18 protein-coding genes and 2 pseudogenes are annotated in these 19,965 nt (G+C 67.6%); 8 read left to right on the top strand and 12 right to left on the bottom strand.

Annotation, left to right across the window (positions count from 1 at the left end; translation table 11 throughout):
* The coding region (locus FEI13_RS17770) for a restriction endonuclease subunit S (RefSeq protein ID WP_138182843.1) at window positions 1–610 on the bottom strand (610 nt) is incomplete at its 3' end.
* Window positions 607–2,079 (bottom strand): class I SAM-dependent DNA methyltransferase, encoded by a 1,473-nt coding sequence (locus tag FEI13_RS17775; protein ID WP_138182844.1) that lies wholly within the window; start codon window positions 2,077–2,079, stop codon window positions 607–609. The genes FEI13_RS17775 and FEI13_RS17770, both read right to left, overlap by 4 nt.
* A gap of 333 nt (window positions 2,080–2,412) precedes the next feature.
* On the opposite strand from FEI13_RS17775, the gene FEI13_RS17780 reads away from it, so the two are divergent.
* The 4 genes from FEI13_RS17780 to FEI13_RS17795 all read left to right on the top strand — a co-directional run bounded on the left by FEI13_RS17780 (window position 2,413) and on the right by FEI13_RS17795 (window position 4,707).
* Window positions 2,413–2,691 (top strand): peptidylprolyl isomerase, encoded by a 279-nt coding sequence (locus FEI13_RS17780; RefSeq protein ID WP_089850753.1) that lies wholly within the window; start codon window positions 2,413–2,415, stop codon window positions 2,689–2,691.
* Between the two features lie 105 nt (window positions 2,692–2,796).
* Window positions 2,797–3,003, top strand: coding sequence for a DUF6494 family protein (locus tag FEI13_RS17785; protein ID WP_138182845.1), 207 nt, complete (start codon window positions 2,797–2,799; stop codon window positions 3,001–3,003).
* Window positions 3,004–3,010: 7 nt separating this feature from the next.
* The gene (locus FEI13_RS17790; RefSeq protein WP_138182857.1) at window positions 3,011–3,934 is read left to right on the top strand and encodes an ABC transporter ATP-binding protein; all 924 of its coding nucleotides are present in this window, start codon (window positions 3,011–3,013) and stop codon (window positions 3,932–3,934) included.
* A gap of 2 nt (window positions 3,935–3,936) precedes the next feature.
* Window positions 3,937–4,707, top strand: coding sequence for an ABC transporter permease (locus tag FEI13_RS17795; protein ID WP_138182846.1), 771 nt, complete (start codon window positions 3,937–3,939; stop codon window positions 4,705–4,707).
* Window positions 4,708–4,723: 16 nt separating this feature from the next.
* Here FEI13_RS17795 and FEI13_RS17800 read toward each other — a convergent pair whose 3' ends face one another.
* On the bottom strand, window positions 4,724–5,632 hold the full coding sequence (locus FEI13_RS17800) for a carbamate kinase (RefSeq protein ID WP_138182847.1): 909 nt from the start codon (window positions 5,630–5,632) through the stop codon (window positions 4,724–4,726).
* A 205-nt stretch (window positions 5,633–5,837) separates the two neighbouring features.
* Here FEI13_RS17800 and yejK point away from each other — a divergent pair, with 205 nt between their 5' ends.
* From yejK to FEI13_RS17815, 3 genes are all read left to right on the top strand, one after another.
* Window positions 5,838–6,845 carry a nucleoid-associated protein YejK gene (gene yejK, locus FEI13_RS17805; protein ID WP_138182848.1) on the top strand — a complete coding sequence of 336 codons (1,008 nt, stop codon included), beginning with the start codon at window positions 5,838–5,840 and terminating at the stop codon, window positions 6,843–6,845.
* Window positions 6,846–6,985: 140 nt separating this feature from the next.
* Entirely contained in the window at window positions 6,986–7,570 is a 585-nt protein-coding gene (locus FEI13_RS17810) for an NAD(P)H-dependent oxidoreductase (protein WP_138182849.1), read from the top strand.
* Between the two features lie 243 nt (window positions 7,571–7,813).
* Window positions 7,814–9,127 (top strand): GGDEF domain-containing protein, encoded by a 1,314-nt coding sequence (locus FEI13_RS17815; RefSeq protein WP_138182850.1) that lies wholly within the window; start codon window positions 7,814–7,816, stop codon window positions 9,125–9,127.
* Here FEI13_RS17815 and trxC read toward each other — a convergent pair.
* A complete protein-coding gene (gene trxC / locus FEI13_RS17820; protein WP_138182851.1) occupies window positions 9,042–9,479 on the bottom strand; it encodes a thioredoxin TrxC in 438 nt (145 codons plus the stop codon). The two genes, FEI13_RS17815 and trxC, sit on opposite strands and share 86 nt — an antisense overlap.
* A gap of 172 nt (window positions 9,480–9,651) precedes the next feature.
* Between trxC and FEI13_RS17825 the strand changes: the two genes are divergently transcribed.
* On the top strand, window positions 9,652–11,442 hold the full coding sequence (locus FEI13_RS17825; RefSeq protein WP_138182852.1) for an ABC transporter transmembrane domain-containing protein: 1,791 nt from the start codon (window positions 9,652–9,654) through the stop codon (window positions 11,440–11,442).
* Window positions 11,443–11,486: 44 nt separating this feature from the next.
* Here FEI13_RS17825 and FEI13_RS17830 read toward each other — a convergent pair whose 3' ends face one another.
* The 8 genes and pseudogenes from FEI13_RS17830 to FEI13_RS17860 form a co-directional block, all read right to left on the bottom strand.
* Complete coding sequence (locus tag FEI13_RS17830) at window positions 11,487–13,892, bottom strand: DNA polymerase II (RefSeq protein ID WP_240036566.1); 2,406 nt, start codon at window positions 13,890–13,892, stop codon at window positions 11,487–11,489.
* 5 nt (window positions 13,893–13,897) lie between these two features.
* The gene (locus FEI13_RS17835; RefSeq protein WP_138182853.1) at window positions 13,898–14,200 is read right to left on the bottom strand and encodes a DUF1294 domain-containing protein; all 303 of its coding nucleotides are present in this window, start codon (window positions 14,198–14,200) and stop codon (window positions 13,898–13,900) included.
* Window positions 14,197–14,967, bottom strand: a complete 771-nt coding sequence (locus FEI13_RS17840; protein ID WP_138182854.1) for a metallophosphoesterase — start codon at window positions 14,965–14,967, stop codon at window positions 14,197–14,199. Before FEI13_RS17840 ends, FEI13_RS17835 begins: the two co-directional genes overlap by 4 nt.
* A 144-nt stretch (window positions 14,968–15,111) precedes the next feature.
* A complete protein-coding gene (locus FEI13_RS17845) occupies window positions 15,112–15,426 on the bottom strand; it encodes a cupin domain-containing protein (RefSeq protein WP_138182855.1) in 315 nt (104 codons plus the stop codon).
* 374 nt (window positions 15,427–15,800) lie between these two features.
* The gene (locus tag FEI13_RS19540) at window positions 15,801–17,396 is read right to left on the bottom strand and encodes an HAD-IC family P-type ATPase (RefSeq protein WP_476729737.1); all 1,596 of its coding nucleotides are present in this window, start codon (window positions 17,394–17,396) and stop codon (window positions 15,801–15,803) included.
* A gap of 122 nt (window positions 17,397–17,518) precedes the next feature.
* Window positions 17,519–18,700 (bottom strand): annotated as a pseudogene (locus FEI13_RS19545) (HAD-IC family P-type ATPase); the annotation flags it as partial.
* 443 nt (window positions 18,701–19,143) lie between these two features.
* Window positions 19,144–19,434 (bottom strand): type I-F CRISPR-associated endoribonuclease Cas6/Csy4, encoded by a 291-nt coding sequence (locus tag FEI13_RS17855; RefSeq protein ID WP_138182856.1) that lies wholly within the window; start codon window positions 19,432–19,434, stop codon window positions 19,144–19,146.
* 4 nt (window positions 19,435–19,438) lie between these two features.
* Window positions 19,439–19,900 (bottom strand): annotated as a pseudogene (locus FEI13_RS17860) (IS3 family transposase); the annotation flags it as partial.
* Between the last annotated feature and the right edge of the window lie 65 nt (window positions 19,901–19,965).

Raw genomic sequence — 19,965 nt, forward strand, 5'->3', positions numbered from 1 at the left:
GCGATGATCTACCTGATTGGCAGCCCCGTGGGCCGCCTGCTCGATCAGGCCAAATCCACATGAAACGTCGAAGAACCTTTTTTTCGGTATTGGCAACGACCGTATCGATTCCCTCAAAAACCTCATCAAGAATGGCGACGATGCGCTTTTGCTCAGGAGGAGGTGGAACCAACACCGTCTGACGCCTTACATCTGAGTCACTCACTGCAGGATAAGCCGCCCCTCTTTGCAGACGCAAAATAGGCAAGCTGAAACCGTCGGACAAAAACCAATAAAAAAGAAACCGACCATTAATCCCATGACAACCACGAGCGACAAAGAAACCTGTGCTACAGACTGCACCATCTAAGTCTTGTGGCACTTCAGCCACCCTTTTCAATCCCGGCCTAATGGTGGCAAATATGACATCGCCCGACTTCACAACCCTACGAGCACGACTAGGTGCATCACGCCCCATCACCTTGCTCGACTCAGTCACTTTCAGAAATTTTCTAGAAACCGAAGAGACATCAATGTAACTAAATTCTGCTTTAGGGGACTTTTTTGGGTCTATGGTTTCGATTTTCTCAACCACATCTCCAACTTTTAACTCTTTCCAACCTTCCCTCATAGCATCCCCCGAATCCCTTCCAGGATCTCCTCGGCCTCGCGGTCCAGCGTCTCGATCTCGTTGATGATCACCTCGGGGTCCCGCAGCGGTTCCGCCTCAGCCTTGTTGGGGTTCTTCACCGAGAGATCGAAGCTGTCGCGGTCCAGGTCGTCGACGCTGACGCGCCAGGAATTGTCGGAGTCGGCAAAAGTCGCCTGCAGCGCGACGAACTCGGCCAGGTCGTCATCGTTCAGCGGGTTGGTCTTGCCCAGGCTGCGGCCGGGGTCGAGCTGGTAGTACCAGATATCCCGGGTGGGGGCGCCCTTCTCGAAGAACAGCACCACCGTCTTCACGCCGGCGCCGAGGAAGGTGCCGCCGGGGCAGTCGAGGATGGTGTGCAGGTTGCAGCTCTCCAGCAGTTCCTGGCGCAGCGCCTTCGAGGCGTTATCGGCGTTCGACAGGAAGGTGTTCTTGATCACCACCGCGGCGCGGCCGCCGGCCTTGAGCCGCTTGATGAAGTGCTGCAGGAAGAGGAAGGCCGTCTCGCCGGTCTTGATCGGGAAGTTCTGCTGGACCTCCTTGCGCTCCTTGCCGCCGAAGGGCGGGTTGGCGAGGATCACGTCGAAGCGGTCTCGCTCCTGCAGGTCGGCGAGGTTCTCGGTCAGGGTGTTGCTGTGCACCAGGTTGGGCGCCTCGATGCCATGCAGGATCATGTTCATGATGCCGATGACGTACGGCAGGCTCTTCTTCTCCTTGCCGTAGAAGGTGTGGTGCTGCAACGCATCGAGCTGCTCGGTGGTGAGTCGGCGCGGCTCGTCGCTGTTGAGGCCGTAGCGCAGGTAGTCGTGGGCCTCGCAGAGAAAGCCCGCCGAGCCGGCGGCGCCGTCATAGATCCGCTCGCCGATCTTGGGGTCGATCACCCGGATCATGGCGCGGATCAGCGGGCGCGGGGTGTAGTACTCGCCGCCGTTGCGCCCGGCGTTGCCCATGTTCTTGATCTTGGCTTCATAGAGGTGCGAGAGCTCGTGCTTCTCGGCCTGGGAGCGGAACTGCAGGCTGTCCACCAGTTCCAGGGCGTCGCGCAGGCTGTAGCCGCTCTGGAACTTGTTGCGCACCTCGCCGAAGATCTCGCCGATCTTGTACTCGATGGTGTCCGGCCCGCTGGCGCGCTCGCGGAAGCCCTGCAGGTAGGGGAAGAGCTCGCGATTGACGAAGTCGAGCAGGTCGTCGCCGGTCAAGGCGCGGTCACGATCGAGGTGGCCGTCGCGATCGCGGGGTGCCGCCCAGCTGGACCACTGATAAGGCGTGGCGATGATGAAGTCGAAGGACTTGCCGGCGAAGCTGGCGTTGATGGCACGCCGCTGCTCGAGGTCGTCCAGGTACTTGAGGAACAGCAGCCAGGAGGTCTGTTCGGTGTAGTCCAGCTCGGTGGCGCAGCCGGCCTCTTTCCACAGCACATCGTCGATGTTCTTGAAGGTCTGCTCGAACATGGGGTTCGCAGGTCCTTGTCAAAGGGTGTCATGCAGACGGCCGCCGAGCGTGGCGCCGGCGGCCGCGGGAGAATCGGGGTGACAATGCTACGCCGCGGCGGACTGAGGCGCCAATGGCCTACGGTGGCGTCTTTCGCGAAGCAAGCTTCGCTCCCACGAAGACCTGCTGGTCGCCAGAAGTGAGGACTGAGACGGGGATTCGCGCTGCAAGCAGCGCTCCCTCCAAGACCGGTCGAGGGTCATGCGCGGGGGCTCCCACGAAAAACGGCAGGTGGCGTGATATGCTCCGCGGATCATCAACCGGCACCCCTGCCGATCGTCGAGGAGAGCAACATGGCTCAGGCAAGCGCACGTCATATCCTGGTGGACAGCGAAGCGAAGTGTAACGAACTCAAGGCCGAGATCGAGGGCGGTCGCGACTTCGCCGAGGTGGCTCGCGAGCACTCCAACTGCCCGTCCGGCCGCCAGGGCGGCGAGCTCGGCACCTTCGGCCCGGGCCAGATGGTGCCGGAGTTCGACAAGGTGGTGTTCGAGGGCGAAGTGGGCCAGGTCCACGGCCCGGTGAAGACCCAGTTCGGCTACCACCTGCTGGAAATCACCGACCGCAGCTAAGGCCACGGGTCCGTTGTCAGGAGCCGCGCATGGAGCCCATGCGCGGCTTTTTTCTTGTACAGTACCTGTCATCGCCTCGCCACCGACGCCAGAGGAGCCCTCCCGATGAACGACGACACCTTCCACCACAGCATCCGCAAGCTGCTGAAGAACGTGGGCGTGAACACCCAGCAGGAGATCGAGCAGGCCGTGCGCCAGGCGCTGGCCGACGGGCGCCTGACGGGCCACGAGACCCTGCCGGCCCGGGTGAAGGTCGAGGTGGCGGGCCTCGAGCTGGACCTCGAGTTCACGGGGGACATCACCCTTGAGTGACGCGCCGATGATCCGTGTCGAGGGGCTCTCGAAGACCTTCGCGGATGGCTTCAAGGCGCTGGTGGATGTCGATCTCACCATCCAGCGCGGCGAGATCTTCGCCCTGCTCGGCCCCAACGGCGCGGGCAAGACGACCCTGATCAGCGTGATCTGCGGGCTGGTCAACGCCAGCCGCGGCCGAGTGCTGGTGGATGGCCACGACAACGTCCGTGACTACCGCGCCGCCCGCTCGCTGATCGGCCTGGTGCCCCAGGAGCTGACCAACGAGGCCTTCACCACGGTGTGGGACACGGTGAGCTTCAGCCGTGGGCTGTTCGGCAAGCCGAAGGATCCGGCGCACATCGAGCAGGTGCTTCGCTCGCTGACCCTGTGGGAGAAGCGCCACAGCCGGCTGCTGGAGCTCTCCGGCGGCATGAAGCGCCGGGTGCTGATCGCCAAGGCGCTCTCCCATGCGCCCCAGGTGCTGTTCCTCGACGAGCCGACCGCCGGGGTGGACGTGGAGCTGCGCCGCGAGATGTGGGAGGTGGTGCGCGGCCTGCGCGACCAGGGGGTGACGATCATCCTCACCACCCACTACATCGAGGAGGCCGAGGAGATGGCCGACCGCATCGGGGTGATCCGCCGCGGGGAGATCGTGCTGGTGGAGAACACCCACGCGCTGATGCGCAAGCTCGGCAGCAAGGAGCTGACCCTGCACCTGCAGGAGCCCCTGACGGCGGTGCCGGAGTCGCTGGCGGGTCATGGCCTGGCCCTCGTCGACGACGGCCAGGCGCTGGTCTACAGCTACGACGCGGCCCGCCAGGAGGACGGCTCGACCATCTCCGGCCTGCTGGCCGACGTCGAGGCGGTGGGACTGCGCGTCAAGGACCTGCACACCCGCCAGAGCTCGCTGGAGGACATCTTCGTCAGCCTGGTCCAGGAGCGTCACTGAGCATGAAGAGCTTCAACCTGCAATCCGTCAAGACCCTCTACCTCGCCGAGATGGCCCGCAGCCTGCGCACCGTGCTGCAGAGCATCATCTCGCCGGTCATCTCCACCTCGCTCTACTTCGTGGTCTTCGGGGCGGCCATCGGCACCCGGATCAGCGAGGTGGATGGCATCAGCTACGGCGCCTTCATCGTGCCGGGCCTGATCATGCTGATGCTGCTGACCCAGAGCGTCTCCAACGCCTCCTTCGGCATCTTCTTCCCGCGCTTCTCGGGCTCGATCTACGAGATCCTCTCGGCGCCGATGTCCTACGTCGAGGTGGTGGTGGGCTACGTGGGGGCGGCGGCGACCAAGTCGCTGATCCTCGGCGCCATCGTGCTGGTCACGGCGCGGCTGTTCGTGCCCTACTCCATCGATCACCCGCTGATGATGGCGGTGTTCCTGGTGCTCACCGCGGTGACCTTCAGCCTGCTCGGCTTCATCATCGGCATCTGGGCCGATGGCTTCGAGAAGCTGCAGCTGGTGCCGCTGCTGGTGATCACCCCCCTGACCTTCCTCGGCGGCACCTTCTACTCCATCGACATGCTGCCGCCCTTCTGGCAGGCGGTGACCCTGGCCAACCCCGTGGTCTACCTGATCAGCGGCTTCCGCTGGAGCTTCTACGGCATCAGCGACGTGAGCCCGCTGGTCAGCCTGGGGATGATCCTGCTGTTCCTCTCCGTGGCGCTCGCCATGGTGGGCTGGATCTTCAAGAGCGGTTATCGCCTCAAGCCCTGATCGCTCCCCGCCTCGATCACGCGCGGATCAGGGTGCCGGCCAGGCCCTCGAGGATCCGTCCGGCGTCTTCCAGCGCGCCGATGCCGGCGACCCCGCCGCGGGCGGTGACGAACTCGCACGCTGCCGCCACCTTGGGGCCCATGGAGCCCGGCTCGAACGACAGCTCGGCGAGTGCCTCGGGGGTCACGCGATGCAACGGACTCGGCGCGGGCCCGCCCCAGCCCTCGTACACCGCCGCCACATCGGTCAACAGCAGCAGGGCATCGGCATCCAGCCGGGTCGCCAACAGGCCGGAGGCGTGGTCCTTGTCGATCACCGCCTCGACCCCCTCCAGGCGCCCGCCGGCGCCTCGCACGGTGGGAATGCCACCGCCTCCGGCGCAGATCACCACCACGCCCGCGTCCACCAGCCGGACGATGACGTCGATGGGCAGGATGCGCCGCGGCACGGGCGAGGCGACGACCCGTCGCCAGCGCCCGGGTGACGACTCGACGAAGGCCCAGCCCCTCTCCGCCTTCCAGCGATGCATGTCGGCGAGGCCATAGTCGGGGCCGATGGGCTTGGTCGGGAAGAGGAAGGCGGGATCGTCGACATCCACCTCGACCCGCGTCAGCAGGGTCGTGCAACTGGCGCTGGCCGGCATCTCGTTCATCAGCTCCGCTTCGATCAGGTAGCCGATCATGCCCTCGGTCTGGGCATCCAGCACGTCCAGCGGATAGGCCTCCGCCGGCTGGTAGGCCTGGGCCTGGAGCGCCAACAACCCCACCTGGGGGCCGTTGCCATGGGTCACCACCAGCTGGTGCCGGCCGGCCAGCTCGGCCAGGCCCCGCGCGGCTCGCCGCACGTTGTGGCGCTGGTTGTCGATGGTCATGGGCTCGCCTGGCCGCAACAGGGCACTGCCGCCCAGGGCTACCACGATACGCATGCGAATCCGCCTCCGGCGTGGATGTCGGGGGCTCGCCTCGAGCCTCCGGGGCCCGGCCCGGGGCGACGCCCACCCCAGGCCTTCGGCATATCCTCCAGCATAGTCCGCGCGGGTCGCGGCCGGCGGCACAGACTCGCCGATCGGCTATCGAGCGGCGCCCCCGGCGGGTATCATCCCCACCCTCGCCCTTCACCGCGGAGCTCCCATGCCGATCCTGCACAGCATCATCCATCGCATCGACACGGCCTCCGGCGAGACGCCGACGCTGACGCCTGCCGCCGAGGAGCTCGCCTCCTCGGCGGCGCTGGACGACCTGCTGGCCGGCGTCAACGACGCCTTCAATGCCAAGCCCAAGGCCTGGGGCTACTTCGTGGACGCCACGCCCGAGGGCGAGGTGAGCTCGCCGTTCGCCACCGAGCTCGCCGACTTCCTCGACGGTGGCCGCGACTTCGCCACCTTCAGCCGCGACGTGGCACAACGCCTCGCCGAGCTGATCAGTGACCACCTGACGCTCTCCGGCGACCTCTTGATGGTCGATCAACGCGTCGGCGACGCCCGCTACCTGAGCCTGGCGCTGCTGCATCACCGCAGCGGGTTCGGCGTCGACGACGACCTCGCCGTCGTGCCGGTGCGCCAGCTCAACCTGACCCAGATGAGCCTCGCCGCGCGCCTGGACATTAACCAGTGGCGCGGCGAGTCGCCCTCGAAGCAGTACCTCTCCTGGACCCGGGACCGCGGCGGGAAGAAGCTCGCCGAGGGCTTCGCGGCCCTGCTCGGCGCCGCGGAGGGCGTGGACGCCACGGGCGAGACCCGCACCCTGCTCAAGGCCTTCAGCGACTACGTGGAGCAGGAGGACCTGCCCGAGCAGGCCAGCCGCGAGAAGACCGATGCGCTGATCGACTACGCCAGCGACCAGGCGAGCCGCGGCGAGCCGATCACGCTGGAGGAGCTCTCCGAGGTGCTCGACGAGCAGCAGCCGCAGGCCTTCTATGAGCATATCCGCAACGCCGACTACGGCCTCTCCCCGGAGATCCCGCCGGACAAGCGCACCCTCAACCAGTTCCGGCGCTTCGCCGGGCGCTCGGGCGGCGTATCGATCAGCTTCGACTCCCACCTGCTGGGCTCCAGCGTGGAGTATGACGAGGATCAGGACCGACTGATCATCAAGCAGGTGCCCAAGCAGCTGCGCGAGCAGCTCAAGCGCCAGGAGTGAGGGCCCGCATCGACGCGGCGCCGTCCTTCTCGAGCTGCCATCGTCACGCTTGAGGCGTCGCCGACTCGGGCAAACGGCGCGGGGCGGGCTATGCTGAGCCACGCCATTCACGTCGAGATTCACGTCGAGAGAGCTTCGCCATGCGCCGCATCCTGATCCTCCAGGGCCACCCCGACACCGCCACGCCGCACCTGCTGCATGCCCTGGCCGACCACTACCGCCAGGGCGCCGAGCAAGCCGGTCACGAGGTGCGCACCCTGACCATCGCCGAGCACGCCTTTCCCCTGCTGCGCAGTCAGCAGGCCTGGACCGAAGAGCCGATGCCTCACGCGCTCGAGCCGGCGCGCGACGCCATCGCCTGGTGCGAGCACCTGGTGCTGTGCTTCCCGCTATGGCTCGGCGACATGCCGGCGCTGGTGAAGGGCTTCCTCGAGCAGGTGATGCGCCCCCATTTCGCCTTCGAGTACGTGGACGGCAATCCACTGGGACGCAAGGGGCTCACGGGACGCTCGGCGCGGGTGGTGGTGACCATGGGCATGCCGGCAGCGATCTACCGACACGTCTACCGCGCCCACAGCGTCAAGTCGCTGGAGCGCAATATCCTCGGCTTCGTCGGCTTCGCGCCGGTCCGCGAGACGCTGATCGGCTCGGTGGAAACGCTCGACGCGGACGACTGCCGCAAGTGGTTCACCCGCCTGGAGAAGCTGGGTGCCAAGGCAGACTAACCGATGAGCTCCCTCTAGTACGTGACTCACACTTATTCTGTAAGTGATCGCTGACACGCCTCGTGAGCCTGCTGTGACACATGCACGAGAGGGTTGGCGGGATGCGGTAATTGTCGCCATGCTTCCCCGGTACCGCGGCCGTGTGAGCAGGCACCGCCGCCAGGACTGCCATAAGAAAACTCACCGAGGGGATGCGGACGGCCGTTGCCATCAAGACGGGCAGCGTCCCTCAAGGAAGTGCGCATGGCCACCAACGCAGGGGATGGCAACGAACTGGATTGGCGTGGCGAGTTTCGGGACTCCCCCCGGGAGGCCCTGTTCCGCCGGACCATGCTGGCTCACGACGCCTGCCAGCTGCGTCATGCGCTGGTGGTCGCCGCCGGACTATTCCTCGCCTTCGGCCTGACCGACTACAGCCTGATGGGCTCGAGCCAGGCCTTCATGGTACTGCTGGCCATGCGTGTCACCGTCGCTACAAGCTTCCTGCTGCTGGCTCTGGCGGTCAGACATCGGCCCGCCCTGGCCCAGGCGCCGCTGCCGGTCAACCTGGCCTGCTTGCTGGCGATCAGCGGGCTGCTGCTGACCATTCCCCTGCGCTCGGATGGCATCTTGATCAGTCTCGCCTCGCTGGTGGCGGCCAGCTCGTCGCTGTATCTCTTCATCCCCAACCGAGTGCCCTGGATGCTGGCGGGCAACGCCTACCTGATCGGCGGCCTGCTCGTCGCGATGCGACTCTGGTCGCCACTGCCCGGCGGGGTCCTGGCGAACAGCCTGCTGCTGCTGGGGTTCGTCAACCTGCTGTGCTGGCTGACCGTGATCCGGCTTCACCGGCTGCAGCGCTCGCAGTTCGCCAGCCTGCTGGAGGAACGCTCGATCAACCGCCGGCTCAAGGAAGAGATCGAGGAGCGCAACCAGCTGGAGCAGCGCCTGCGCCATATGGCCAGGACCGACGAGCTGACGGGGATCACCAACCGGCGGCGCTTCTTCGAGCTGGCCGAGCAGGAGCGTCGTCGGGCCCACCGAGACGGCACGCCCCTCTCGCTGTGCATGGTGGATGTCGACTACTTCAAGGCCATCAACGACGTGCACGGCCACGCCGTCGGCGACCTGGCGCTGACGGTGGTCGCCGCGCGCTGCCAGTCCGTCCTGCGCGAGAGCGATATCATCGGCCGCTATGGCGGCGAGGAGTTCGTCATCGCCCTGCCCCTGGCCAATCTGCTCACCGCCAGGGAGGTCGCCGAACGCCTGCGTGAAGTGGTGTGTTGCCGTCCCCTGGAGATCAAGGGCGTGACACTGGACCTGACGGTCACGATCGGCATCAGCCGGGTCGACGATGGCGAGACCAGCCTGGACCCGGGCCTGCTGCGCGCCGACCAGGCCCTGTATGCGGGCAAGGAGAGCGGGCGCAACTGCGTGGTGATGACGCCTCAAGGGCCCGAGCTGACCCTGCTGGAGAGCGTGCTACCGGCCGTCACGCCAGGTACGGTTCGAGCCACTGCCGCAGCTGTGGCCCCTGCAGCAGCCCCGGCTGGCGGGCGACTTCCCCTCCATCCTTGAAGACGATCAGCGTGGGAATGCTGCGGATGCCGAAGCGCGCCGCCAGCGCCTGCTCGGCCTCGGTATCCAGCTTGGCGAAGCGCAGCCGCGGCTCGAGCTCACGGGCGGCCTCGGCGAAGATCGGCGCCATGGTCTTGCAGGGACCGCACCAGCTGGCCCAGAAGTCCACCACCACCGGCAGCTCGCTGCGCTCGACCAGGGGGGAGAAATTCGCGGCGCTCAGCGCCACGGGCTCGCCGGCGAACAGCGCCCGACGGCACTTGCCGCAGGTCGGGCCGTCGTCGAGCCGCGATCGCACGACGCGATTGATGGCGTGGCAGTGGGGACAGCCCAGCTTCAGGGATTCGCTCATGGGGCACTCCGGGTCGAAGGGATTTCCTGCACGATTTTCCTGCACTATGGCCGGCGCCCACGACGCATATCAAGCGGCGTGACGCCCGCGGGGTAGCCGTGGCGCCATGCAGCCCACCTCACGGGCTGTTATGGTCGCGGCAATGCCTGCCGGCGACCCTTGCGAGCCCCTCATGACCGACCGTCCCGATCCCCGCATGCTGCTGCGCCTGCTGTCGCTGCTCGCCCCCTATCGCGGGCGCGTGGCGCTGGCCGCCCTGGCGCTGCTCGCCGCGGCGGGCAGCGTGCTGCTGCTCGGCCAGGGGCTGCGCCTGGTGATCGACCAGGGCTTCCTGGCCCGGGATCTCCGCCAGCTCAACCAGGTCCTGCTGGGCATGCTGGCCGTGGTGGCGGTGCTGGCAATGGCCTCGGCGCTGCGCTACTACCTGGTCACCTGGATCGGCGAACGGCTGGCCGCCGACCTGCGCCGCCGCGTCTTCGATCGCCTGCTCGACCTGGAGCCCGGCTTCTTCGAGAGCAGCCGCGGGGAAGGCGGCGGCGCCGGGGAGATCTCCTCGCGGCTCACCGCGGACACCAGCGTGCTGCAGAGCCTGTTCGGCTCCTCGATCTCGCTGGCGCTGCGCAACCTGCTGATGCTGACCGGCGCCGTGGTGCTGATGCTGGTGACCCAGCCGTGGCTCTCGGCCATCGTGCTGCTGGGCATTCCCGCCACGGTGCTGCCGATCCTGTGGTTTGGACGCCGGGTGCGGCGTCTCTCGCGCACCAGCCAGGACCGGGTGGCCGAACTCGGGCGCTACGCCGGCGAGGCCCTGTCGGGCATCCGCACCGTCCAGGCCTTCAACCACGAGCAGCGCGACCGCCAGGCCTACGGCGCGCGGGTCGAGGAGGCCTTCGCCACCGCCGTGGCGCGCACCCGCCAGCGCGCCTGGCTGACCGGCGGCGCGCTTCTGGCGGTCTTCGCCGCGGTCGGCGTGATGCTCTGGCAGGGGGGCCAGGCGGTGCTGGCCGGCAGCATGACCGCCGGCGAACTCTCGGCCTTCGTCTTCTACGCGGTGCTGGCCGCCGGGGCGGTGGCGACGCTGGCCGAGGTGGCGGGCGACGTGCAGCGCGCCGCGGGCGCCGCCGAGCGGCTGCTGGAGCTGCTGGAGACACGCCCCGCGATCCACGCCCCGGCTTACCCCACGCCGCTTCCCGCCCCGCTGCGCGGCGAGCTCCGATTCGAGGGGGTGAGCTTCACCTATCCCGGACGGCAGACGCCGGCGCTGGCATCATTCGACCTCGACATCGCGCCCGGTGAGCGGGTCGCCCTGGTGGGCCCCTCCGGGGCGGGCAAGAGCACCCTGCTCACGCTGCTGCTGCGCTTCCATGATCCCGACCACGGCCGCCTCTGCCTGGACGGCATCGACCTGCGCGAGCTCGACCCGCACGCCCTGCGCGCGAGCCTCGGCCTGGTGGCCCAGGAGCCGGTGCTCTTCAGCGGCAGCGTGGCCGACAACCTGCGCTTCGGCCGGGGCGAGGCCGACCGCGACGCCCTGCGCCAAGCGGCGCGGGACGCCAACGCCCTGGACTTCATCGAGGCGTTGCCCCAGGGCCTGGATACCCCGCTCGGCCCCGGCGGCGTGCAGCTCTCCGGCGGGCAGCGCCAGCGCCTGGCCATCGCCCGGGCACTGCTCAAGGAGCCCCGCGTGCTGCTGCTCGACGAGGCCACCAGCGCCCTGGACGCCGAGAGCGAGCGGCTGGTGCAGCAGGCGCTGGACCGGCTGATGGCCGAACGCACGAGTCTCGTGATCGCCCACCGGCTGGCCACGGTGGTGGCCGCCGACCGCCTGCTGGTGATGGACGAGGGGCGCCTGGTGGCGGCCGGACGCCACGCCGAACTGCTCGAGACGAGCCCGCTCTATCGCCACCTCGCCGAGCTGCAATTCGGCCGGCACGCCCTGCCCTCCGTCACCGGCGAGCGCTGAGGCGCGACGCGCCCGCCGCGAGGGGCCAGCCGCGAGGGGCCAGCTCAGAACAGCCCCAGCTGGCGGTCGATCAGCGCCGTGAAGTCGTCGCCGACGAAGGGCAGGATGGCGTCGGCCACCGGCTGCAGCTGCCGGGTCAGGTAGTGGTCGGTGTCGATGGGCGACGAGTGGGCCTCCAGGGGTTCGGGGCCGGCTACCGTCATCACGTAGCGGATCCAGCCGCCGTTCTGGTACTGGCGCGGCCGGCCCAGCCGGTCGTTTTCCGCGTCGGCCAGCCTGGCCGCCCGCACGTGGGGCGGCACGTTGCGGCGGTAGTCGTCGAGGCGCCGCCGCAGCCGCTTGCGATAGACCAGCCGCTCGTCGAACTCCCCCTCCCGGGCACGCCGCAGGAAGGCCTGCACATAATCGCGCACGTAGTCCCGCCAGGGCTCGCCGATGAAGACCCGCCGGTAGAGCGCCTGCTGGAACTCCTTGGCGAGCTCCGTCCAGTCGCTGCGCACCGTCTCCAGACCCTTGAAGACCATCCGCTCCTCCCCCGCCGCGTCGCGGGCGAGCCCGGCGTAGCGCTTCTTGCTGCCCGCCTCGGCGCCACGGATGGTGGGCATCAAAAAGCGCCGATAGTGGGTCTCTAACTGCAGCTCCAGGGCACTCTCGAGGCCATACTCCTCGGCGAGGTGTTCGCGCCACCAGGCGTTGACGCGCGCCACCAGGCGCCGGCCGATCGCCGCCGCCTGGGCCTCCGGATGCTCGCGGCCGAGCCAGACGAAGGTGGAGTCGGTGTCGCCATAGATAACGGTATATCCCTCGGCCTCGATCAGCTCGCGGGTGCGATGCATGATGGCGTGGCCGCGCATGGTGATCGACGAGGCCAGGCGCGCGTCGAAGAAACGACAGCCCTTCGAGCCGAGCACCCCGTAGAAGCTGTTCATGATGATCTTGAGCGCCTGGGCCAGCGGCGCGCTGCCGGCCCGCTTGGCGGCCTCGCGCCCCTCCCCGACCCGAGCCACGATGGCCGGCAGGGCGTGGCGCGTGCGCGAGAAGCGCGCGCCCCGATAGCCCGGCACCGAGGCGGCGTCGGTGGGCTCGACGAGCCCCTCCACCAGCCCCGCCGGGTCGATCAGGAAACTCTGGATGATCGAGGGGTAGAGACTCTTGAAATCGAGCACCAGCACCGAGTCGTAGAGGCCGGGGCGGGAGTCCATGACGAAGCCGCCGGGGCTCTCGGCGGGCTCGGCCTCGCCGAGGTTGGGCGCCACCAGGCCCAGCCGGTGAAGCCGCGGCAGGTAAAGGTGGGTGAAGGCCGCCACCGAGCCGCCGCTGCGATCGGCGGCGAGCCCCGTGACGCTGGCCCGCTCCAGCAGGAAGGCGAAGAGCTCGGTGTGCGCGAAGATCCGCGTCACCAGCTCGCAGTCCTTGAGGTTGTAGCGCGCCAGCGCCGGCTTGTCCTCGGCGAACCGGCGCAGGATCTCGTCCAGACGCTGGTAGGGAGTGTCGATGGCCTTGCCCTCGCCGAGCAGCGTCTGCGCCACGTGCTCCAGGCTGAAGGAGGGAAAGTGCCAGGTGGCCGAGCGCAGCGCCTCGATGCCGTCGATGATCAGCCGGCCCGCCGCCGAGGCGACGTAGTGGTTGGCCTCTCGGCCGTGGGCCCGCCACTCCATCTCGGCCCCGCCGCGGCCCAACCGCAGCGGCACGCCGAGCCGGCGGGCATGTTCGTGGAGGAGGCGCAGGTCGAACTGCACCAGGTTCCAGCCGATGATGGCGTCTGGGTCGTGGGTCGCGATCCAGGCGTTCAGCGCCTCGATCAGCGCCGCGCGGCTCTCGCAGTAGTCGAGGCGGAAGTCGAGATCAAAGGCCTTGCCATTGGGCGGACCCAGCATGAACACCTGGCGCTGCCCGCAGCCCTCGAGGGCGATCGAGTAAAGCTCGCCCCGGGCGCTGGTCTCGATGTCCAGCGACACCGGGCGAAGCCGGGGGCGGTAGTCCGGCGCAGGCGCCAGGCGCGCCGCGACCAGGCGCCCCCTCCCGTCGGGCGTGCCGGTGACCGCCACCGGCGCGGTGATGAAGCGCTCCATCAGGTAGCGCTCCGGCGGGCGGATATCGGCCTCGTAGAGCGTCACGCCGGCCGCTTCGAGGCGTCGCTCGAGGCGGCCCAGCAGGCGCTGCTCCCGGCAGTAGAGGCCCAGCACCGGGCGCCGCTGAAAGTCGCACAGCGCCAGCTCGCGTAGCGTGGCGCCCGGCTCGCCGGCCAGCACCGCCTCGGCGCGCTCGCGCTGCTCGGCCGGCAGGAAGGCCACCGAGGGCCGCGGCGGCAGGCGCACCCTGAGCGGGCCCTCGTCGGTGGCCAGCCAGACCCAGACCTCGGTGCCTCGGGGCGTCTCCTCCCAGTGCCGGGTGAGGATGAAGCCCTGGCGCACCGTCACGCCCCGCTCTGTCAGGCGATGGCTCGACAAGGCCGCTACCCGAGGCTTGCCAGCCGGCGCAGGCCCGCGGCGGCATCCGCCGTGGCAAGCCACGCCACCAGGCCGAGGTTCAGGGCCGCACAGCCCCACAGGATGATGCCGAAGGGCTGCTTGCGGGTCTTGTGGCGAAACCAGCGCCGGGCCAGCAGGGCGCCCGGCCAGCCGCCGGCGAGAGCGACCAGCTGCAGGGTCGACTCGCGGATGCGCCGAGCACCTCGACGGGCCGCCGCCTTGTCGACGCCGTAGAGGATCACCGCCGCCAGGCTCGCCAGCAGGTAGGCACCGATAAGCAGCGTCATGAGGCCGACACCTCCACGACCAGGTCGGGGGCGAAGAGCGGCGGGACAAACTCGTCGGGGTAACCGCCGGGGTTGGCGATGACCCGGGTACCGGCGGACTCGAGGTCCACCGGCTCGTGGTCATGGCCATGGAGCCAGAGGTCCATGCGGCCCATCAGCGCCGGTAGATGGGAGGCGAAGACCGGCGACAGCGCATCGCCGCGGTAGCGCGCCGGGATGCAGCCGGCCAGGGGCGCGTGGTGGCTGATCACCACCCTCGGGCCGCTGAACGGACGGGCCAGCTCCGCCTCCAGCCAGGCCAGGGCCTCGCCATGCAGGCGGCGACTCTCCGCCGGAGTGAACACCACCCCCTCCGGCTGCTCGATGACCTGGAAATCCGGCATCAGGGCCAGTGCCCTGCCCTCGGTGAGCGCCGGGTCGTGTTCCGGCTGCCCGGCGTAGAGGGCGAAATCGGTCCACAGCGTGGTGCCATGAAAGCGCACGCCGTCCAGGGTCAGCGAGCGGTTGTCCAGCAGGTGGATGCCGAGCCGTGCGGCCTCGGCGGCCAGTTCCCGTCGCAGCAAGGGCATGCCGGTGCCGTAGAACTCATGGTTGCCGGGGACATAGAGGATCGGGGTGCCGGCAAAGCGCTCCGCTGCCCAGCCGAGCCCCTGGATGCCGGCGTGGATGTCGCCGGCAAGGATCACCACATCGGCGCTGGCCTCCGGCAGTTCCGGTGGGCTGTCGAAGTGTTCCAGGTGCAGGTCGGAGAGAAGCCTCAGGCGCATCGTCGGTACCCTGTGCAGCGAGCCATCCGCGCCAGTGTGAGGCACGGACCGGACGAACACTAGCGTCCGCTCGGGACCTGGCGGCCGCTCCTTGCGCCCTGCCGGCTATGCTGCCAAGGGTCGACAGCCCCGCCGGGGCCGGCCTCAGTCATAGTGCACCGCCAGCCAGATGGTCGCCTCGTCCGGGGCGGTCCAGGCGACACGATGCCGGCGGTGGGCGGGAATCGTCAGGTGGTCGCCCGGGCCAAGCGTCACCGACTCGCCACCCTCGAAGGCCACCACCCCCTGGCCCTTGAGCACCAGCACCCACTCGTGGCGCGGCTGGTCGTACCAGCCGCTGGCCGGCGAGGTGTGGCCGCGCGACACGATGCGCTCCACCGTCACCCCGCGGCCGCTCACGACCTCCTCGAACAGCTCCTCGGGAAGGCCGTCGGGTATCGCCTCGAACAGGTTCGCCATCGAAACGTTCCTCCATCTGGAGGGTCATGCGCCGAGGCATGACCGGCGTGTTCTTCTCACCACGGCCTTGACCATAGCAGCCCGGCTGCCGGGAGTGGTCCTCGCCCCATCCGGCCATGCATAAAAAAGGCCCCCCGAAGGGGACCAGTTGGAGCACGCCAGCTCACTCGGTGATTCGCCATCCGGTTCGGCGATCATGGCCCTACCTTGGCGAGGATCGCGCCAACAATGGCATCTCTCCAATCAATACAGCATGTTATTGAAAACATGCGATGCAGGAAGCTGGCCCGGACCGGGCGATAGCATGCGGCACTGCACCATGCGAGCGCCTTGCCGCCGCGGGATGCGCCATGGCGAGGCAGTGCCGCACCGGCTCACGCCCGTGAACCGCCCCGCTCACGCCGCCTGAAGAGGGCCTTTTCCAGCTCCACCAGGGCGAAGAGCACCACGCCGAAGGCCAGGATGCTGGCCCACTCCCTCGTCCCCAGGGGTGCCGTGCCGAACAGGAACTGCAGCGGCGGCGCATAGGTGAAGAGCGCCTGGAGGATGACCAGCACGCCCACGGCGACCAGCACCGCGCGGCTGCCCAGCAGGCCGACGCGGTTGCAGGCCGGCTCGAGGATGTAGCGGCTGTTGAAGAGGTAGGCGACCTCTCCCATCACCAGGGCATTGATGGCCACGGTTCGGGCGAGCTCGATCTCGACGCCCTGCTGTTCCATCCACAGGAAGTGGCCGAAGGTCCCCGCCAGCAGCAGCAGCGAGACGAAGAGCACCCGCCAGATCAGGAAGCCGGAGAGGATCGGCGTGCCGGGATCCCGCGGGCGGCGGCGCATGACGCCGGGCTCCGCGGGTTCGAAGGCCAGCGCCAGGCTCAGGGTCACGGCGGTGACCATGTTCACCCACAGCACCTGCGCCGGCAGCAGCGGCAGGGTCATGCCCAGCAGCACGGCGGCCAGGATCGTCAGCGCCTCGCCGCCGCTGGTGGGCAGGATATAGAGAATGGCCTTGCGCAGGTTGTCGTAGACGGTGCGCCCCTCCTCCACGGCGTGGGCGATGGAGGCGAAGTTGTCGTCGGCCAGCACCATGGCGGCCGCTTCCCGAGCGGCCTCGGAGCCCTTGATGCCCATGGCGACGCCCACGTCGGCGCGCTTGAGGGCCGGGGCATCGTTGACCCCGTCGCCGGTCATGGCCACCACCTGGCCACCCGCCTGGAGGGCGCGCACCAGGCGCAGCTTGTGCTCCGGCGTGGCGCGGGCGAAGACATCCACCTCGCGAACCAGGCGCTCGAGGTCCGCATCGGAGACCTGCTCCAGGGCGTGCCCCGGGATGACGCCGCCCGCGGTGGCAATGCCGATCTCGTCGGCGATGGCCCGGGCGGTGACCGCGTGGTCGCCGGTGATCATCTTCACCACGATGCCGGCCTGCTGGCACTGCTTGACCGCGGCAATCGCCTCGTCACGGGGCGGGTCGATGAGACCGCACACCGCCACCAGGGTCAGGCCGCCCTCCTCGACGTCCGGGAAGGTCAGGGTGCGCTGATTCGCGTCCACCCGCTTGACCGCCACCGCCAGCAGCCGCTGGCCGCGGGCGGCGACCGCCTCCATGCGTCGCTCCCAGCGCGGCAGGTCGAGCGGGCGGTCGCCCTCGCCGGTGCGTTCATGGTCGCAGACGGCCAGCACGCGCTCGGGCGCCCCCTTGAGGAAGAGCAAGCCATGGTCGCCCCGGTGGTGCTGGTGGAGGGTGACCATGAACTTGTAAAGGGACTCGAAGGGGATCACGTCGGCACGGGGATAGCGCCTGGCGACCTCCCGGGTATCCAGCCCCGCCTTGAGCCCGGCGACCACCAGCGCGCCTTCCGTGGGGTCGCCCTCCAGCTGCCAGGCTCCGTCCCGCTGCTGGAGCTCGGCATCGTTGCACAGCAGGATGCCCTCGAGCGCCTCGGCCAGCACCGGGTGGTGCGCGACCTCCACCGCCTCGCCCGCGCGACTGAAGCCCCCCGGGGCTCGTAGCCGACGCCGCTGACCTCGAAATGCTCCTCGGCGGTGAGCAGGGTCTTCACGGTCATCTCGTTGCGGGTCAGGGTGCCGGTCTTGTCGGTGCAGATGGTAGTGACCGAGCCCAGGGTCTCCACCGCCGGCAGGCGACGGATGATGGCGTTGCGTACCGCCATGCGCTGCACGCCGATGGCCAGGGTGATGGTCATGATCGCCGGCAGCCCCTCGGGGATGGCCGCCACTGCCAGGCTGACGGCGGCCAGGAAGGTCTCCACGAGGTCGTAGCCGCGCACCCCGTAGCCGATGGCGAAGGTGATGACGGCCAGCACCACGATGGCGCCCGAGAGCCAGCGCCCGAAGGTGGCGATATCGCGCAGCAGCGGCGTGGTCAGGGTCTCCACCTCGCCGAGCAGCGCCGAGATATGTCCGATCTCGGTGTTCGCGCCGGTCTCCACCACCACGCCGCGTCCCTGGCCGAAGGCCACCAGGGTGCCGGAGAAGGCCATGCAGCGTCGGTCGCCCAGGTCGGCATCTGCGGCCACGGCGTCGACCTGCTTGTCCACGGCCACCGACTCGCCGGTGAGCATCGCCTCGTCGATGCGCAGGTTGTGGCTCCGAAGCAGGCGCAGGTCGGCGGGCACCCGGTCCCCGGCCTGGAGGAACACCAGGTCGCCGGGTACCAGCTCCTCGGCGGGGACGGTGCGCCGTTTCCCGTCGCGCAGCGCCTGGGCCCGGGGCGAGAGCATGCCGCGGATCGCCTCCAGGGCCTGCTCCGCCTTGCCCTCCTGGAGGAAGCCGACGATGGCGTTGATCAGCACCACCCCCAGGATCACGCCGGTATCGACCCAGTGCTGCAGCAGGGCCGTGCCCAGCGCGGCAACCAGCAGCACATAGATGAGCACGTTGTGGAACTGCCGCAGGAAGCGGCGCAGCGGGCCGCTACGGCGTGGCGCCGGCAGGCGATTATGGCCGTGGCGCGCCAGCCGATCCGCTGCCTGCTCGGCGGTCAGGCCCCGCTCCGAGGCCTCGAGCCCGGCGAGGACCGCATCGGGTGCCTGGCTGTGCCAGGCGGGCTCGCGGCGAGCCTCCCCGCTCATGGCGTGGGCTCCCGGCGCGGGTGGGCGCGTCTCTCCGAGCGCCTCTGGCACCGCTGTCGCTGCATGGCACCTCTCCCTGTCGAGGGCTTGCCTTCCCCGGCCCTGGCGCCGGCCCCGTCCTCCCTCGCTTCTCGCACATTCCTGCCGCACCCGACAAGCCGAGTTGCCGAAAAACCCGTCCATCACGCATGCTGTCGTTTCTACATAAACTTTGCACAATCTGTGTCTACAAATCAGTAGGTTGGATGAAAACTTTCACTAAAAGACAGCATATTTTTGAAGCATTAAATTGCATAATTCTGCATTGTGGGGACTGATTAGATAGGCATGTTGTAATTTTTTAAAAGGAATGAAAAAAATCCCCACCCAAGCAAGCTGGGTGGGGGAAGGCTGCCTGTACGGCAGTTGTACCACGTCTCGGCTTTATCGGTATCGGTCTAATACTTTTGGCTGCCTATGCGGCAGTTCACTAGACAGAAAACCACTAATCACTTTATTTATCATCGTTTCATCTTTTCACCTCTTCACCCAACCATTCTACCCGAGCACCTATCAACCCATTGAAAATAATAAACATATTACGACTATACAAAAAGGGTAGCGAAATTTAAGAAAAAATATTTAGTTCATGGGACCAATGCTCTAATAGGCACAGTTCCCCGGAATTCCTGATTAGTGGCCAGCCCATACGAATTGAACACTTTCCCTGCTACTCTTTTTTCCATATAGGTGGCACCCGCTTCCATTTGAATATGCAGCATGAATGACTGCCCGGTACTGCTACTTTCCATAAAGGATGAATGAAAGCATTCAACTTCCCTTTGGTTAGCCAATTTTTCTGCTTGAAAGGCTTCCCCTCTTTCCAATGCCCTTCTCTTTGCTCTTTTCAGCTGATCTTGCCCAGCATTGGTGGACACCGATCTAAGCGATCATTCGAGCCTCGAAGGCCTCTGGGCTGATCATCCCAATCGCACTGTGCCGGCGTTGCCGGTTGTAGTCCAACTCAATGTACTCGAACACCTGCCGCCGCATGGCTTCCCGGGTCGCGAATCGCTCGCCGTGAATGGCTTCGACCTTGAGACTGTGAAAGAAGCTCTCGGCGCAGGCATTGTCGTAGCAGTTGCCTTTGGCACTCATGCTGCACCGGAGGTCGTGCCGGGTCAGCAACGACTGGTACAGGGAAGAACAATACTGGCTACCACGGTCGCTATGCACGATGACTCCCTTGGGCATCTTGCGGCTCCACAGCGCCATCTGGAGCGCGTCGCCGACCAGGTCCGCCGTCATGCGCTCGCTCATCGCCCAGCCGATGACCTTGCGTGAGTACAAGTCGATCAGCACGGCCAGGTAGAGCCAGCCTTCACCGGTCGCCAGTGGAGTAAGAAGCAGGGCGTAGTCGAGCTATTTCCCTACTTCTCCTCCCCGAACCGTACGTGCACCTCTCAGCG

Origin of the sequence: Halomonas urmiana (assembly GCF_005780185.1) — a bacterium.
In the GTDB taxonomy this organism is placed as follows: Bacteria; Pseudomonadota; Gammaproteobacteria; order Pseudomonadales; family Halomonadaceae; genus Halomonas; species Halomonas urmiana.